This is a genomic window from Photobacterium ganghwense (assembly GCF_003025595.1).
GTDB classification, from domain to species: domain Bacteria; phylum Pseudomonadota; class Gammaproteobacteria; order Enterobacterales; family Vibrionaceae; genus Photobacterium; species Photobacterium ganghwense.
In genome coordinates this window covers 749,442-765,654 of sequence record NZ_PYMI01000003.1, presented here as the reverse complement: position 1 = coordinate 765,654, position 16,213 = coordinate 749,442, and the positions used below count along the sequence as shown (strand labels likewise).

13 protein-coding genes are annotated in these 16,213 nt (G+C 47.4%); 6 read left to right on the top strand and 7 right to left on the bottom strand.

What is annotated here, in order from left to right:
• Window positions 1–19: 19 nt before the first annotated feature.
• The gene (locus C9I92_RS13845) at window positions 20–2,602 is read right to left on the bottom strand and encodes an ExeM/NucH family extracellular endonuclease (RefSeq protein ID WP_047885368.1); all 2,583 of its coding nucleotides are present in this window, start codon (window positions 2,600–2,602) and stop codon (window positions 20–22) included.
• A gap of 313 nt (window positions 2,603–2,915) precedes the next feature.
• On the opposite strand from C9I92_RS13845, the gene C9I92_RS13840 reads away from it, so the two are divergent.
• Window positions 2,916–4,763 carry a bifunctional metallophosphatase/5'-nucleotidase gene (locus C9I92_RS13840; RefSeq protein ID WP_053061826.1) on the top strand — a complete coding sequence of 616 codons (1,848 nt, stop codon included), beginning with the start codon at window positions 2,916–2,918 and terminating at the stop codon, window positions 4,761–4,763.
• A 111-nt stretch (window positions 4,764–4,874) separates the two neighbouring features.
• Here C9I92_RS13840 and C9I92_RS25685 read toward each other — a convergent pair whose 3' ends face one another.
• Window positions 4,875–5,420 (bottom strand): glutathione peroxidase, encoded by a 546-nt coding sequence (locus C9I92_RS25685; protein WP_422894362.1) that lies wholly within the window; start codon window positions 5,418–5,420, stop codon window positions 4,875–4,877.
• A gap of 587 nt (window positions 5,421–6,007) precedes the next feature.
• Here C9I92_RS25685 and C9I92_RS13830 point away from each other — a divergent pair.
• The gene (locus tag C9I92_RS13830; RefSeq protein WP_047885367.1) at window positions 6,008–6,379 is read left to right on the top strand and encodes a hypothetical protein; all 372 of its coding nucleotides are present in this window, start codon (window positions 6,008–6,010) and stop codon (window positions 6,377–6,379) included.
• A gap of 230 nt (window positions 6,380–6,609) precedes the next feature.
• On the opposite strand, the gene C9I92_RS13825 is transcribed toward C9I92_RS13830, so the two are convergent.
• Both C9I92_RS13825 and C9I92_RS13820 read right to left on the bottom strand, forming a co-directional pair.
• Window positions 6,610–7,836, bottom strand: coding sequence for a lipase secretion chaperone (locus C9I92_RS13825; protein WP_053061825.1), 1,227 nt, complete (start codon window positions 7,834–7,836; stop codon window positions 6,610–6,612).
• An 11-nt stretch (window positions 7,837–7,847) separates the two neighbouring features.
• On the bottom strand, window positions 7,848–8,771 hold the full coding sequence (locus tag C9I92_RS13820; protein WP_047885449.1) for an esterase/lipase family protein: 924 nt from the start codon (window positions 8,769–8,771) through the stop codon (window positions 7,848–7,850).
• 309 nt (window positions 8,772–9,080) lie between these two features.
• Here C9I92_RS13820 and C9I92_RS13815 point away from each other — a divergent pair, with 309 nt between their 5' ends.
• Entirely contained in the window at window positions 9,081–9,260 is a 180-nt protein-coding gene (locus C9I92_RS13815) for a hypothetical protein (protein WP_047885366.1), read from the top strand.
• Between the two features lie 133 nt (window positions 9,261–9,393).
• Here C9I92_RS13815 and C9I92_RS13810 read toward each other — a convergent pair whose 3' ends face one another.
• Together C9I92_RS13810 and C9I92_RS13805 are read right to left on the bottom strand one after the other, a co-directional pair.
• On the bottom strand, window positions 9,394–9,918 hold the full coding sequence (locus C9I92_RS13810) for a hypothetical protein (protein ID WP_047885365.1): 525 nt from the start codon (window positions 9,916–9,918) through the stop codon (window positions 9,394–9,396).
• Window positions 9,919–10,763: 845 nt separating this feature from the next.
• Window positions 10,764–11,318: a hypothetical protein gene (locus tag C9I92_RS13805; protein ID WP_047885364.1), complete on the bottom strand. Its 555-nt coding sequence runs from the start codon at window positions 11,316–11,318 to the stop codon at window positions 10,764–10,766.
• Between the two features lie 533 nt (window positions 11,319–11,851).
• Here C9I92_RS13805 and C9I92_RS13800 point away from each other — a divergent pair.
• The 3 genes from C9I92_RS13800 (at window position 11,852) to C9I92_RS13790 (ending at window position 15,655) form a co-directional block, all read left to right on the top strand.
• Window positions 11,852–13,132, top strand: a complete 1,281-nt coding sequence (locus C9I92_RS13800) for a 2-hydroxycarboxylate transporter family protein (protein ID WP_047885363.1) — start codon at window positions 11,852–11,854, stop codon at window positions 13,130–13,132.
• A 232-nt stretch (window positions 13,133–13,364) separates the two neighbouring features.
• Entirely contained in the window at window positions 13,365–14,972 is a 1,608-nt protein-coding gene (locus C9I92_RS13795; protein WP_047885362.1) for an ATP-binding protein, read from the top strand.
• Window positions 14,969–15,655 carry a response regulator gene (locus C9I92_RS13790; RefSeq protein WP_047885361.1) on the top strand — a complete coding sequence of 229 codons (687 nt, stop codon included), beginning with the start codon at window positions 14,969–14,971 and terminating at the stop codon, window positions 15,653–15,655. The genes C9I92_RS13795 and C9I92_RS13790 overlap by 4 nt, the downstream gene beginning before the upstream one ends.
• Before the next feature lie 162 nt (window positions 15,656–15,817).
• Here C9I92_RS13790 and C9I92_RS13785 read toward each other — a convergent pair whose 3' ends face one another.
• Window positions 15,818–16,147, bottom strand: coding sequence for a hypothetical protein (locus tag C9I92_RS13785; RefSeq protein ID WP_053061824.1), 330 nt, complete (start codon window positions 16,145–16,147; stop codon window positions 15,818–15,820).
• Window positions 16,148–16,213: the final 66 nt, after the last annotated feature.

Genomic DNA, 16,213 nt, shown 5'->3' with positions numbered 1-16,213 from the left:
CCCGGTTTGCTAAGGGCTATCAGTGCTGGACTTTACCATGCCCTTTTCCCGGCCATTGAGCACGTTTGCCGTAATCCAGCGTCACAATGATAGGATCGTGGTCTGAAGAAGAATAGATATTGTCAGATTTTTCTAACTCACCCGTGTACTTCTTGCCGTACTCAAACAGGTTACTCTCAGGGGCATTAATGTGCCATGCTTCGACCGCTGCCACTTTCTTCGCCAACGATGGGGTAACCAGAGCGTGATCCAGGCTACCCAGTTCACCTTCAAAGCTGTAACTGTAATCCGTTTTATGCTTCAGGTTAATCAGGCCATAGCCGCGTTCAATCAACTGCCCTTGCGCTTCATACTCTTTGCCGCCCAGTGTTGTGTGCGACGCGGTATAAATTTTGCCACCACGATCTTCAGGATCGAAGCTGGTCAGCGTCAGGATCGGATCCTCCATTCCGTATGAGTTCAGATCCCCCATTACCAGCACGTCTCCGTTCAGGTGACGAATTTCTTCGCCCAGCACTTTTGCTGCAGAAACCCGGAAGTTATTACAGCTACCCTGTACATCTTCTTTTTCAGCAAACTGCGTGTCATCTTCCCAACAGCTGGAACCCTTAGATTTAAAGTGGTTCACAATCACAGTCAGGTCATCTTTCGCACCCGGAATATTAAAGCGCTGCATCATCGCGTGACGCTGATAAGCACTCTTAGTAGCACCATCATTCAGCGGAGCATGCTGTTCAGGCATCTGAATCTGACGGGCATGATTTTTCGCCTTCACCTTATGATGACGGTAAATAATGCCAACTTTGATGGCATCTTCACCGAAATAGGCAACGTTTTCAAATCCCGGCGCATCTTTAAACGTCAGATCTGACTTACGGACTTTCACCGAGCGATAATGATCTTTCTTGTTTGGCTGCGCATCATTTAGCGCCTGAATCAATGATTGCAGCGCACTGTTTTCGTCAAAGCCGTTATTCTCCAGCTCCATCAGCGTGACGATATCGGCATCCATTGCAATAATGGCATTAACCAATTTCGCCTGTTGCATCGCAAACTCTTCAGTTGTCGGTGCTCCGCGATAGCATTTCGCACCAGGTGCAACCACGGCTTCCGTACAGGTTGCGTTCGGATTTCCTGATTCAGCAAAAGAGTTGAAATAGTTCAAGACATTGAAGCCAGCGACTTTCAGGCCGTTGACGTCTGCCGTCTGTGGTTCATCGTTTCGCTCGTTGGCTGTGGTGCGCAGCAAATCGCCGCTGGTAATGTGATTCGTTGCAACCAGACGGTACTCACCATAGCTGTAACCTACCATTGCCGTCAGCCCCGTCAGCTGATCACCGATTCGCAGATAGCCCGTTTCCGGATTGAAATTATTAAACCATGGCAGTACACCGTCCGCTGCTTTGAAGTCAGATTCCAGATACACCCGGCTGACCGCATTGTCCGCCGCCATTTGCAGAGCTTCTTGCGTTTCCGCCGCATACCAGTGGGTCGGGTTGTACAGCGGTGTATTATGAGCCAGCATCATGTTGTTACGGTATGACCCGTAATCAAAACTGAAGTTACGGGTCACTACCAGCGGACTGTCCTGATCCAGCAGAACCTGCATTCCTTCATGGCGCTCCAGCGCGTCATGCAGTGTTTCGCCTTCTCGAACACGAAAACGCACCGGAGACGGAATCGGGTAACCCTCTCCCAGCACAGCATATGCATTGTCCTGTACGTCCAGTTGGGTGTTCCCGTAATACTCTTTCACCTTCGCTTCGACGCACACTTCCGCGCCGGGCTGAATCTCAGCCGGAGCCGGGTTGCCGCCCAGATAAACGAAAATGCCGTCAGAGGTGGCTTCATCCCCATCGCCCTGGGCATCCTGCAGGTAGAAACCTTTGTACAAGCTTTCGCCACGAGCGGTAACAATGCCCTGCACAAAGTAAGTTTCCTCACTGTCAAAACGGCCGTCGGGCACTAACGGGCTGCGATTGCCACTTCCCTGTACTGCGTACACCGGCACCGCTTTATCTGGCTGACACTGGAACACAACCGGCGGCTCTGCTTCGCAAGCGTCCAGCCCGCTGCATCCCAGCCCGTCAAAGGTGTCTTTTGCCAGTACAACCCATTGGTCATTAACATCAAATGGGCTGTCGACCTCTGTACGCCCCGTGGTTACTGAAGGATCACGGCGCAATGTGACGTCTTTACCGAAGCTGATCGACTTGCCCAACTGGCCCAGACTGTCAATCAGTGTACCGTTTTCAAACAACGCCACTACGTCGTCGCCGTTGAATGCCAGTTGGCTGGTACCAAAATGCCCGGCCGCTTTTAGCTCTGCCGACGCACTGCTGTGGTAAACCACATAACTCTCGCCTTCAGCCAGTGTTACCGGTTGCAGGCTGATTGGCGCTCTGAAAGTGTCTGACCCGTTCACGGCAAGCTGTAGACTGTAGTCAGAAAGGTTAATCTCTGCCGCTGACAGGTTGGTCAGTTCAATGGCTTTATTATTACCGGAACCCTCGACATATTCCGTAATCATAAGCTGTGCCGACACCGGCGCACTCATTAATGCAAGTGCAATCGCACCGCTTAATGGTTTTAAAGGTCTCATCTTTTACTCCGTTAAAAAATACAAAAGCATCCTAGGCTTAACATATGAAGCCAGAATGACATTTTGCTAATCTGCTGTGCGCCACAATTATTGGTTACTTTTAAAAAAATTAAAAATCTGCCGTTTTTACAATGGTGTATGTTTTTCAGTATAAAAAGCCAAAAAATAAGCATTGATATTATTGTCATCGATTACATGACACCTTCGTGAACAAATTACTGATTAGATTTCTAATAGCAGCTTCATAGTTTTGAAAAAAATGCCCACTACTGTTTCTGACTGATTTAAATAATTGGACAGGACTGCACAAATAATGAAAAAAGTGAAATCTCTTCTGGCTCTTTCGCTGGCACTGGCTCTGACTGGTTGTAATTCATCAGATAATGACGATACCCAAGCCAAAGAAAGCAAAGCCCTCAACCTCACATTACTGCACATTAACGATCATCATTCCAAACTGGATGCAACTGACAACTTCACACTGCTATTGCAGGATAAGGAAACTCAGGTGTCACTGGGTGGTTTCCCTCGACTGGTTTCTAAAGTCAATGAGTTAGCCAGTCAGCATGAAAACGTCCTCAAACTTCACGCTGGTGATGCGATGACTGGCACCATGTATTACAGCCTGTTTCGTGAAGAGCTGCCGGATACCCTGATGATGAATCAGGTGTGTTTCGACGCTTTCGCTCTGGGTAACCATGAATTCGATGATGGGAATACACAGCTTTCCCATTTCATGGATAAACTGGCTGAAGGTAATTGCGGAACGCCAGTTCTGGCTGCAAATATTGAAGTACCGGAATCCAACCCGATCTTTAATAAATACCAGCCATACGTAATCAAAGAATTTAACGGCGAAAAAGTCGCCATTATCGGGCTGGATATCTCAGGAAAAACACAGGCCTCCTCTTCTCCTTCGGAAGATACGGTTTTTCTTGATGAAGTCGAAACGGCACAAAAATATATTGATCAACTTAAAGCTGACGGCATCAATAAAATCATTTTGCTCTCTCATTACACCTACAAGAATGATATTGCCATGGCAAAATCTCTGCGCGATGTGGATGTGATTGTGGGCGGTGACAGCCATACCTTACTGGGAAATAAAACTGTTCTTGAACCACTCGGTTTATTACCTTCCGGTGATTACCCAACTATCGTCAATAATGCCAGCGGCGATCAGGTATGTATTGTTCAGGCATGGGAAAATGCTAAAGCACTGGGAGAACTGTCCGTATCCTTCAATGCAGCCGGTCAGGTTACCGAATGTAGCGGTCACCCTCACCTGATGCTGGGTGATACTTTCCAGCGCGACAAACAGCCGGTTTCAGAAGCTGATAAAGCCCTTATCGAGACTCAGGTCGCCAATACTGCGGAGCTGAGCCTTGTTGACGCTGATGTAGCAACCGCCACTCTGCTCGACACTTACAAATCAAAAATTGACGAGAAAAAAGCGGAGATTATCGGTACCAGTCTCGACAACCTGTGTGCAGAACGCGTTCCGGGCCAGAACCACCCTCACGGGGATATTTGCCTCGCCAATTCACCGGAGCGGGATTTCCTCAATCAGCACGGCAGTGTCATGGCTAGCATTGTCTCAGAAGCTTTTAAAGCCATGTCACTTCGTTCTGATATTGCGATTCAGAACACCGGCGGCGTTCGTAACAGTATCCCTGCCGGTGACGTCAGCGTCGGCCACGCCTTCGATGTGCTGCCGTTTACCAACTTGTTGGTGAATCTGGATATGACCGGACAAGAGATCCTCAATACCATTGAAGATGCGATTGATAACGTGGTTGTCAACAATTCCACCGGCGCTTTTCCGGCCGCTGCAAATCTACGCTTTGACCTGGATATGACAGCCGCTAAAGGCAGTCGTATCAGCAATGTGGAGGTTCGCCGACGTAATGAGAGCGTCTGGTCTCCAATTCAGTTGGATGCCACATATGTCGTGGTAACCAATGATTTCATCGCCGCTGGCGGTGACCGTTATGACGCAATGGTGCCGGTGTACAATGACCCTGCACGTCGTGAAGATACCGGGTTGCTGTACACGGATTCGCTGATTAATTACATCAAGGCTATGACCGCTGCCAATCAGCCTCTGTCTCAGCCAGCAGCCTCAGAGATGATGGTACAGTCCTACACACCGCTGCCTTAAGCTGTCATTTCAGGTTTTAGCCCTTACAATCAGTCTGTTACCCCACAGCCGACAATTTTGTCGGCTGTGTTTGTTATGCCACGTTACATACCCGTTTCACAGGGTCAGCACTCACAACAACTTTTCTATTGTCGCGACAATCAATGGATCATCCGGCGTGGTACGACTGGAAAATACAGCCACGGCTTTACCATTTCTATCGACAATGTATTTAAAGAAGTTCCAGCTTGGAGCAACACCTGCGTCATTAGCCAGTTGCCTGAAAACCGGGTTCGCCTGCTCACCGGTAACATGGCTGCGTTCAAGCATGGTGAAGGTCACACCGTAATCGAGATAGCACACTTTGGCAGAATCCGCTTCACTGCCTCTGTCCTGCCGGAAATCATTCGACGGGAAACCAATGACAGACAGCCCTTGCTGACGATAACGCTGATGCAGCGCTTCCAGTTGTTCAAACTGAGGCGTGTAACCGCACTGACTGGCCGTATTCACGACCAACAACACCTTGCCACGGAACTGAGCGCACAGGTCAATCTCATCTGACGAATTGAGCTTTTTAAATTGATGGGACAATAACTTGCTGCATGTCTGTTGCTCAATCTTTGGCTGGTTTTCAGTAGCAGGTGAATACGTCTCTGCCAATACTGCACCTGAAATCACTGCAATCGAACCAAGCGCACCATACCTGAAGGCTATACCCCATAGATCATGGCCCCATAGAGCATGACGAAATAGAACATGACGCCATAAAGCAGTACACCTGAGAATCGTACGCGTAAGAACGGTACAAACAAGAACCTTACAACCCAGCCCAGTACGCCCCAATACGGTACAACCCAATACACCACGTCCTAATCGTGCCATCCCCTCCAGCAATCGCCCGCTGACAAGCTTGACTAACTGTCCGTGAGTACGTGCAGTTCTCTGACTTAACAGTAACCATTGGCATTGCTCAAACAACCCTATTTTCATCGACATCCTCCTGCTCACGATCATTGATCAACCAGCCCTGTCTGCGAACGCCCATTTTCTGATGCCAGAGATACTGATACCCGAGTGACAGATACCAGAGTTACGGATAGGCTCATAGGCAGAATGTTTGTGAATCTCTGACAAGGCATACGCTGCCCCGTACAAATGTGATCATAATTCATACAGTCAGGTGTGACTGACTTTCACCTTGCTCCCCCCTCCAGTACACTGACGCCCCACAACCACTTGCTGAACGCCTGAGGACACCATTGATGCAACAAGTAAACATCATTCCTAACCCGGAAATTGCCATTATTTTCAAAGACTGGGCAAATGACTGGGCGAAAGAAAGCGACCCAAGCAAAAAAGACATGGCGACAAAGTTTTTCACTGTCTACAAGCTTGCCGCTGAAATGTTTATCAAAGGCGGTGAGGTCGATATCCAGTTTCTGTCTGCTCTGTTTGAAGACTGTAAACAAAAACTGGAGCACGCTCAGGAAATGAATGAAAAAGTCCGCTCCGCGCTGGGTGATGACACAGAACGTGCCGAAGCTATCATCAAGAAGATTACCCATACCGCACAAGACGCGGCTCACGTTGTCCGCTATCTGGGCTCTTTGCTGCAGCCAACCCAGAAATCCTGAGGGTTTTGTCGCCGGCCTGTTTGCACGTCACACAGCAACAGACCCAAACATGACACCTACACTGTTTATGTCAGCAGACAAAGAACGCCAGGCAGTAGCCTGGCGTTTGTCTTTATTGACGCAGGTTGTAGCTCATTCCAATTGTTCTCGACCTTTTGCTTATCTGAAACCAAGCATTCATAACCCACAACTCAAAATAGAAACTCAGGCAGGCAACAAAGACACACAACTCAAGGCGCTACAGAGCTATTCACCAGACTATCACGGTCATGCAGGCGCTCCAGCGCTTGTACCCTTCGCCACTGTTTTCTGGCAAAAAAAGACTCGCGCAGCCGCCCTATCTGCAGCTGCTTATCCGATTCAGAGAGCCCCTGTGTAGCAAGCATCTCCTGTCGTTCCGCCAGATACGCTGTCAGATGATCATTAAAGGTTTCTCTGGACCGATCCAAATCAGCCAGCCTTTCAGCTGCGGCTTCCCCCACCAGCGCCGAACGCAAGATATAACGTTCCTGCTCCGGCAGGGCTTGCCCCGATGTCAGCTGAGACGCCAGACTGACATTTCTCTCAGCCTGCTGAATATAGTCCGGCTGACCAGCCAACAGCACCTGTGCCCTATCGCCAGCCTCTTCATCATCCATTGCCGAGGAAGCTATTTGCCGTTTATCAATAGCCAACTGACGCAAGCGGTTTTCATCAGCAAACAACATCTCAGACTCATCACCCGTAAAATAGCGCGCCTGCAAGTCAAGAATTTGCTGATGGAGCTGGCGCAAAGCGTCTACACCGACAGCCTCAGTACTCATGGGCACGACATCAACTGATTCAATTTCGGCAATAATTGGCTCTGTGACAGACGACGGAGAGGAAGCGGGTAACGACATATCTGCCAGCGCCCTTTTGTACGCGACATATTGATCAAACAGCCTCATCACGTCTGCTGTCGGCAGCGCTCCAGGGGGCAAGGTGGTGTCTATATACTGCTGCAGAGCCTCGCGAACCCTCGTAAGATCCGACTCACCCAATCCGGACAGCAGATAGTCAAACAACGCCTTGTAAGAGGCAGTGTCAACCAAAGTGTTAAGCTGTGAAGGCACTTGTGCCACCGGCAGATTCAAGGCTTCTGCTACAGATGTCTCAGCTGAGGTTTCTCCTACCTTAGCAAAACCAAGAACGGCGCCTTCCTGGTTATCGGAGGCGTAAGAGGGTTCAGCCTGGTACGGCAATAAAGCCTGGCTGTTAAGCGCGCTTTGGTAGCCAGCAAAAGACAAAGCCGCAACTCCCGCACATAACAACACCCCAAGCCTGCTCTTAATTTGCGCTTTTGCGTTCCCAGCTTGATTCTGCACATGCCGATTCTTCAAAGCCAAATCCTGCAAATACGATGGCCTGACAGCCAGTTTTCGGGTGGCCTCACCGACACGGCCACCCCAACCTAAAGATTGACGATGTTTCACCATCACATCCCCCCTTACAAACCTTGTAACTTCAGGCGGTTTGCATGCTGGCGATACAACGTCACCGGATCAGTTTCAAACAGATGATGAATACCCAACAGGCCGTTGATTTCATCCAGATGATTCATTTTGTAATCATCGCGAATGACTTTGCCTAAGTGCGCACTACACACCCCAACCAGCCCGTCACTCGGTCCATCAAACACCCAGCCGAGCATCGTCATGGCTCCATCTGTCGGGTCAAGCACATTAGTAAATGTTGCAGATCCCGTCCAGGAGTAGTAATACACCCCATTGTCAGCCAGAAATTGGCCATCACCACAATCGCTGGTAGGTACACCTTCCGGATAGTCACGATTAAACGCCAGTGATCCAGCAGTTGTCAGCGCCTCCAGTGAAGCCAGAGGATCTTGCTCAAGATTATGGCCGCCTGACAACAACCCAATTAAGGTAGTCAATCCTTCAGCCATTTTTACAGCAACGCCTTCTGATATAGAGCCCGGCGGCACAGCCCCTCTAAGCACATCCGCCACACGAGATCCTTTATGAACGCCACCCACACTGGTGACCGACGCAACAAGATCCGGGCGTACAGACGCCACATACCGGGCCGTTGGGCCACCGTGACTATGGCCGATCAGGTTGACCTTCTCTGATCCGGTCGCGGCCAGCAGATTTTCGACCTGCGCTAATAGTTGCTCCCCCCTGGCTTCTGTACTGTTTGTTGCTGATACCTGTGCAACAAATACAGCCGCACCATCTTTGGTCAACGAATGGGGAATGCCGTAGAAATAATCTACGCCGGCCAGGCTATCAAAGCCAAATAAGCCATGAACCAATACAATAGGGTATTTCGTTGCGGTATAACCAGATAGTTCCAATGAGGATGCGCTGGCTGACGCAAAAACGGGGGCAGAGGCAGCACTACCTGCCAACATGGCAGAGATGATGATTGTTTTAAGTTTCACGTTATTTTCCTTTTAATTACAGACGCTTTTAAAAGGTAGATGAACAAATAACGTGCAATCACGGGAACATTTAAGCTGAATGAATAACTGTGAACTCTGGCTCCATATCAACATTTTGATGTAACTCTCAATAAGACAGGTCACGCAAAAGTAGATACCGAGCCATATCCCATCAATATGCTATTAGTTGCAATAAAATTTTGACATAAATCCGACAATTCTTTTTTTAAACTAGGTAATACTAAATAAAAAAGTACAAATGTCGCTAAGGAGAAAGTGATGGACCAAGCAATCGGGCTAAGAAAGATTTTTGCCAGAAAACACTACATCAGTCGTGTTCGTTCCTGTCAGAAAAAAATTCGCCAGGCTATTTCAAGAGGTAAAACGCAAGAGGTTCCTTCTCTGCTTGCGCAACTGGAAATCATGCAGCGAAATCTTGAAGCGACCTATCAGTCGTAGTCATCAGTCGTGGTTAATAGTACAACGTTGTCTGTATATACCTGGGAAGCAAGCTATCGTCCGTCAAGATGAGATGCGGGGGCTGTATCGCCTATGGCATTAACAGCGCCATAAGACGCCATTCTATCATGACCTACCGGTGATTGACTTCACGATGACGACGCTGGTCAACACAGCAATATCGGCATTTTCCATTGGTCATAAAACCCGTGGGTAAATAGCACTGACAACGACGACAGCTTGTGAACTGCTGATCACAGAGCAGGCTTAGCATCGTGTTGATCGCCTCGATGACCTGCGCACGCTCATATCTGGCATAGGTTTGCCATTCAGGTTCAGGATCAGCATTGGGATAATAAACCGGATAACACACCTGCAGCGTAATGGGTTTAAAGTTCTGGTCGCGACATACCCTTTCAACATCCGGTTCATCACAGTCATTAAAAAAGTTGATAGGCTGTAATGACCGCATTCGAATATACGCACACGGATTCTGAAGCTGCGACAGCTCCAGATAATCGAACCGCTCAATACCGTGGCTAATCACTATACTTTCGACATACACCAGCACACCCTGTACCAGGTGATCATCTAAACATACAGCCCCTTTCGTCAGAGCATGATGAATCGTTGTGAGTTGCGCGTTCGTGAAAACCACGTAAGGTGTACCTGTCTATCGTTGTTTTTGTCGTTTGATTGAGCGAGCACCATACTGGTGCCGGAAGGGATAATACGTTTTAGCCGCGGAGTATTGTCCACACTCCAAACAGGATTTCACCTTTAATTTTATATTTAATTGTATTTGTTTGGCGTTTTATTCTTCAACTCTGCCTCGACACAGGTTGCAATCCAACAGTCAAACAATTGTATTTATTGCATTTTTACTGGAATAGAAAGCAACAATCAGGCACACAACTGAACAAAAAAACTTAAAAATAATATTGCAATAGACTCGAATCAGTTTTCCGGACTCTATATGGTTAAGTCATGTTGTTGGTCTGACCTGACATGCATTGTCCGCATTGGTCTAACGTCAGTTTCAAACAAAACAAGATCGAGAAGAGTAAAGTATCACTCTAACTTTCACAAAAATTATGTGGGGTAGACACTAGCAGCAACGACTTTTGAGGTGATAGCAGCATATACATAAACTCTATCAAGAAAAATCCACACAAGCCCCAGGGCTTTCATAAGACATTGAATAATTGAGTCTATTATTTAGCCATTTCAACATTAATACTGCCAAGAAAGCAGCGATTAACCTCAGAAATATCCCAAAAATCATACAACGCGGTTTATTAACACCCCAAATAGATTATATATTGCACAAAAAAATAATTAGCTTTATTTTTTATTTAGTCTGACACCACGCTTCTGTAGCCTCTTCATTGTGAAATAATTGTACTTTACACATAACGTGGTATTTACCAGTCCTACGAATCTGACAACAAAAATTTCTTTGATAGAAAGTTTTCATGCTTGACTTGAAGAAATGTCTACCAATCAAATTTTCATCTTTTGGTAGTAATCCAACTCAACGCCAACCGTTATATTCATAAAAACATCAATAGTATATTCCAAACGCTCAGCATAAACGAAAGACTTTTCTGACGTAGTGTTTCTCTCTATTTTCTCGTAACCATATACGTACAACCGTATTGGGTTTCTTTCATATAAATGAAACTCTGAAGGGAATAAGTTCGCCCCTCCGCTATTATATAAAAATGCATAGGGTGCAGCTGGCTTAGTTGATAACTCTGTTTTAAGTGCGTTTTTTCGTCTAATCGTAACACTCTGATTTTCATTTAAAAATGATGGGCTAAAATGACTGATGTAAAGCCACCCGAAAAAATTGGGTTCTGAATCAATATTTGACTTGGGTGCATGGGGGTTCCAAACGACTTCAACGCCATCCTTATACCACTCAAAATGCTCACCATTTATCCCCATATATTCCAAAGTAATTATTTTATTAGGTACATTTTCTGATTCGTCAGAAAATGATTTACTACTGAAAAGAAATAGGAAGACAAGGCAAGATAGCCAATATTTTACCATTTATATCAATCCTTGATAGCAACTCAACCAATATGACACAGCACACTTATTCCGATCGCGCTAAGGTTATCTCTATAAAGTTTGAAAAACAAGCCAAATAAACTGAAATTTAACCTTGGGGGGAGTTGCATTCTGCTCAAATATGTAGCATGAATTACAATGGACTGGTAATAAGGCCGTTTAGAGATTGAAATTCTCGCACTCAGCAACCTCTTCTTCCTACAAATCACTTTCAAGTTCTACTTATCAAGCATCTCAAAAATGATTGTAGGTTCATTAAATTCTATAAGCTAAGTTTACTAACCAATATCTCGCTTTTAGCTCTTATCAACATAAACTTAATACGGCATAGTACAAAAATAAGTCAAAAATAACCGCAATTTTTCGCTTAATAACCAGATAATTATCCAACCCAGGGTTACAAAAGTTACGAAAGTGCGACATAGTTACATAATTGAAGTTCTCAATTTCTGCCTGTGTACAAGTTGTTAAACTACCCCCGAAATCACAACAATGAATTACACAGGTGAACTATGTTTTCCAATAACACCATGTCTTTAAAAGACAAACGCATGATGAACATCATCTTTGCGCTGTCTGCAGCGGTGATCCTTCTGGCAACAGTTCAGAACAATATGCCAACAGGAATAATCGGTGCAATCGGTATTATGGCCGTCGTGGGTTATATTCTGAACGTTGCCGGTGACAAAACACCGATCGTTAACCAATTCTTCGGTGGCGGTGCCATTGTCATTATTTTTGGCTCATCCTACATTTTCCACAGTGGCCTGATTCCGCAAGAAACCGCAGAATCCATCACTTCTTTTGTTAAAGGCGGTGGCTTCCTTTCTTTCTTCATTGCCAGCCTGGTAACCGGTTCTATTCTGGGCATGGACACAAACGTCCTGAAAAAAGCAGCCCTGAAATACATCCCGGTGATTTTAGGTGGTGTTGCCGTTGCCTTCCTGTTTGCCGGTATTGCCGGTTCACTGCTGGGCCACGGCTTCATGGACTCAGTCATGCTTATTGCTCTGCCAATTATGGGTGGCGGCATGGGTGCAGGTGCGGTTCCACTGGTTGAAATTATGTCTGGTAACACAGGCATGTCAGCAGAGATGCTGATGTCTAAAATGGTACCGGCACTGGCCATTGGTAATGCTCTGGCCATCGTGATGGCAGGTATGCTGGATAAAGTCGGTAACATGTTCCCGTCTCTGACCGGTAACGGCCAGCTGATGCGCGGCGCTGCGGAACCAAAAGCGGAAGAAGAAAACGAGCAGCCAATTTCTATCAATGTGCTGGGTATCGGTGCACTGATGGCGATCACTATGTACTACGTTGGCTCAATGCTGAGTACGGTGATCAGCATGCACACTTACGCACTGATGATCATTTTCGTGGCACTGGTTAAAGTGGCAGGTCTGATGCCTCGTGAACTGGAACGTGCAGCACACGGTTGGTATAAGTTCGTGGTCGACAACCTGACACCGGCGCTACTGGTTGGTATCGGCGTTGCTTACACTGACCTGAACCAGATTCTTGATTCACTGACACTGGTTTACTTCCTGATGGTGTTCGCAACTGTACTGGGTGCCGTAGTCGGTACCGCCATCATCGGTCGTCTGATGGGCTTTAACCCAATCGAAGCTTCTATCACTGCTGGCCTGTGTATGGCTAACATGGGTGGTACGGGTGACGTAGCGGTACTGGCAGCCAGTAAGCGTATGGAGCTGATGCCGTTTGCTCAGATTTCATCCCGTATCGGCGGTGCTTTCATGCTGATTCTGGCAACCATGATTCTCGAATTGCTGTAAACGGCATCAAGAACTCTGAGAGCAGAAATCTTTGCTGCAACAAGCAAACTCAGCAGCAATATGCTTTCGCGCCAGACATGCCGGGCTCTTGCCCGGCATTTTATTGCCAATATAGGCTTGTTCCAAATACCGCCGATTAAATGCGGATTCAGGTTAAGCCGTACCCTTCCTGATAAAGAACACGTTATACTGGCTGGCTTAACGCGAAACGCTGCTTCCGGATAACAACATCATGAAACTGAAGAGCTACCTTGCCCTTTCTACTGTCGCTACCACCTCCACCATTGTCGTCGTGGTGACAACGGTCATTTTCTACTTGCTGCAGAATGCGCATATCGCGGGTATTCAGGATCGCGGTCTGGAACTGGCGCGGGTACTCGCGCACGATCCCGTGGTGATTGAGGCTGTACAGGCCAAAAACCACCAGCAGCCTTTCGCCCTCCAAACTTATATTGAATCGATTCGCAGTAAAACTGACGCCTCATTTATCGTTGTTACAGATAATCACGCCCTGCGTCTGACTCACCCTGATCCCAGTAAAATAGGACTGCCTTTTCGCGGTGAGGATATTACCCCGGCCTTAACTGAAGGCATCGACCATACCAGTATCGCCAGTGGCACCCTGGGTAAAGCTATACGTAACTTCACGCCGATTGTGGCGGACGGGAAAGTGATTGGCGTGGTCAGCATTGGCTACCTGTATGACCGCAGTATCAGCATTCTGCTGGAGCAGTTTGGCCAGTTGGGCAGCCTGATTACGCTGGTGTACCTGATTGGCATCAGCCTAACCGCCACCTTCGTGTTTAAAATGAAGCGGACATTTCTTGACTACGAACCAGAGGTTATCGTCAATAAGTTCCGTGAGCACGAAATGATCCTGAACAGTATCCGCGACGCGATCATTGCCGTGGATACTGACATGCGCATCACCACCGTCAACCACAGTGCCAGTAAAATGCTGTCTATGGGCATTTTTGGCCGCGAAGATTTTATCGGTAAACCCCTGTCCCAGTATTCCGCATCACTCAGCCATCTGGTGCTATGCAGCCAGCAGACATCGGCCGAAGCAACATGTGTAAAAGACACATTCAATATGGGCAAACACGCCTATCACGCCGATATCTACCCTATCACGACAACAAAAGGTACTCAGGGCCATGTGATCGTGTTCTTCGCCAATCTGGAACAACGTGAACTGGCCAGTGAGGTGACTTATCTGAAGAACTATACCGAGTTGTTACGTAGCAAAACGCATGAGTATTCCAATAAGCTCAATGTTCTGTCCGGCATGCTACAAATTGGCCACCATGACGAAGCGGTGGAGTTCATCCAGCAGGAAACCGACAGCTACCAGTCAATCATCCGCAGTATCGTCACTACGGTGCAAGACAGTGCAGTCGCCGGACTGTTACTGGCAAAATTTAATAAAGCGAAAGATCTCGGGGTAACTTTCAGTCTGGATGAAGACAGTAGCCTGAACAGCTACGAAAAAGCGCTGTCAGATAAGTTTGTCACTATCTTAGGGAACCTGATCGATAATGCCCTGCTGGCCGCCTGGCAGAACCGCGATCAGCAGCCGGCGACCGTTCAGTTGTATCTGAGTGACCGGAGCCAGCACATCATTATGGAGGTACAGGATAGCGGTGCCGGTGTGCCGGAAAACATCCATGACCACATTCTGGAGTTTGGGATCAGCAGCAAGGATGATGAACAACAAAATGGCGTCGGCCTCTATCTGGTCAGTCAACTTGTAGAGTATTTTCACGGTAGTATCGATTGGGAGCGGACCGAACATCACACTACCCTGTTTAGCGTTTATCTGGATAAGAACATACAATGACAAAAATTACCGTCATGCTGATTGAGGATGACCTCCGCGCCAGTTACACCCTGGAGTCAACCATCAATCAGCATCCACAATTTACTGTAATTGCCGCCAGTGAAAGCTATGCCGACGCCGTGCGGCAGTTTGAGATGTACCGTCCTGAGTTGATTTTTGTCGACATCACCCTGCCGGACGGCAACGGATTAGAAGTAGTACGACTGCTGCGCGAGCGTCAGGCCAGTTGCCATTTCATTATGACCACCGCCGAGCGAGAAATCGCCACCATCGAAAAGGCCGTGCAGCTCGGCGTGATGGATTATCTGGTCAAACCGATTCGAATTTCCCGGGTCAATCAAGCGCTGGAGGATTTTCTTCGCTACAGAGAAAAACTGACAGCGGCCACCACGCTTGATCAGACGGACATTGACCAGTTACTCCGGAAATGTCCGGCGGCTCCCATCCGTCAGACTCCCAAAGGCATTGATGCCACGACCCTGGCCAACCTGAAAGCGATTTTGCGTAACGAACAAATGGATGATTTTTCAGCCGAAGACATTGGCCAGCGTATGAATGTCAGCCGAATCACGGCCCGACGTTATCTGGAATATCTGGAAACCGAAGGGATGATCCGCTTGGTGCTGAACTATAAAACCGGTGGCCGCCCGCAACGCCGTTATCAGTTAGTGCAAGGGCTTTAGAGACAGCGTAAAAACAGATTAAACTTGGAATGGAGCTAATCGAGAGCAGCCCCTGAACCAACCTCATCCCGTCATCCGAGCAGGAGATGTGTTTGTCTCCTGCTCTCATCCGAACAAGTATTTACACTTAGTCTTGAGACTCTTTATGGACAGAATCACTGCCTATTTAGGGACATTGAAATTTTTGTCATCTTCACAGGTAAAGGTAAAATACCGACTTCTCTCATGAAAATTGGAAAAGCCTTTACCCTGACAATACGCCCCATTCAGCTCATGCATATAAGCCAGTGTGTCTTCATCTTTTACTGAAAAATAGCTGTTGTTGTCGCAAACAATTCGGATTTTACCGTCGTCGCCCTGCGAATAAGAACGCACCTTGGCACCGCACAAGGTATAACTGACCTCGACGTAGTGATCCGCACGCTCATCGATAGATTGTGAACACCCCGTTACCACCAGCGGCAAAAAAAGCATACTCAGCAGTTTTTTCACAGCTATTCTCCTGTTTTCGTACGCAGTACACCTACTTATCAGTGTAGCGTCACCACAAAAAAGTGA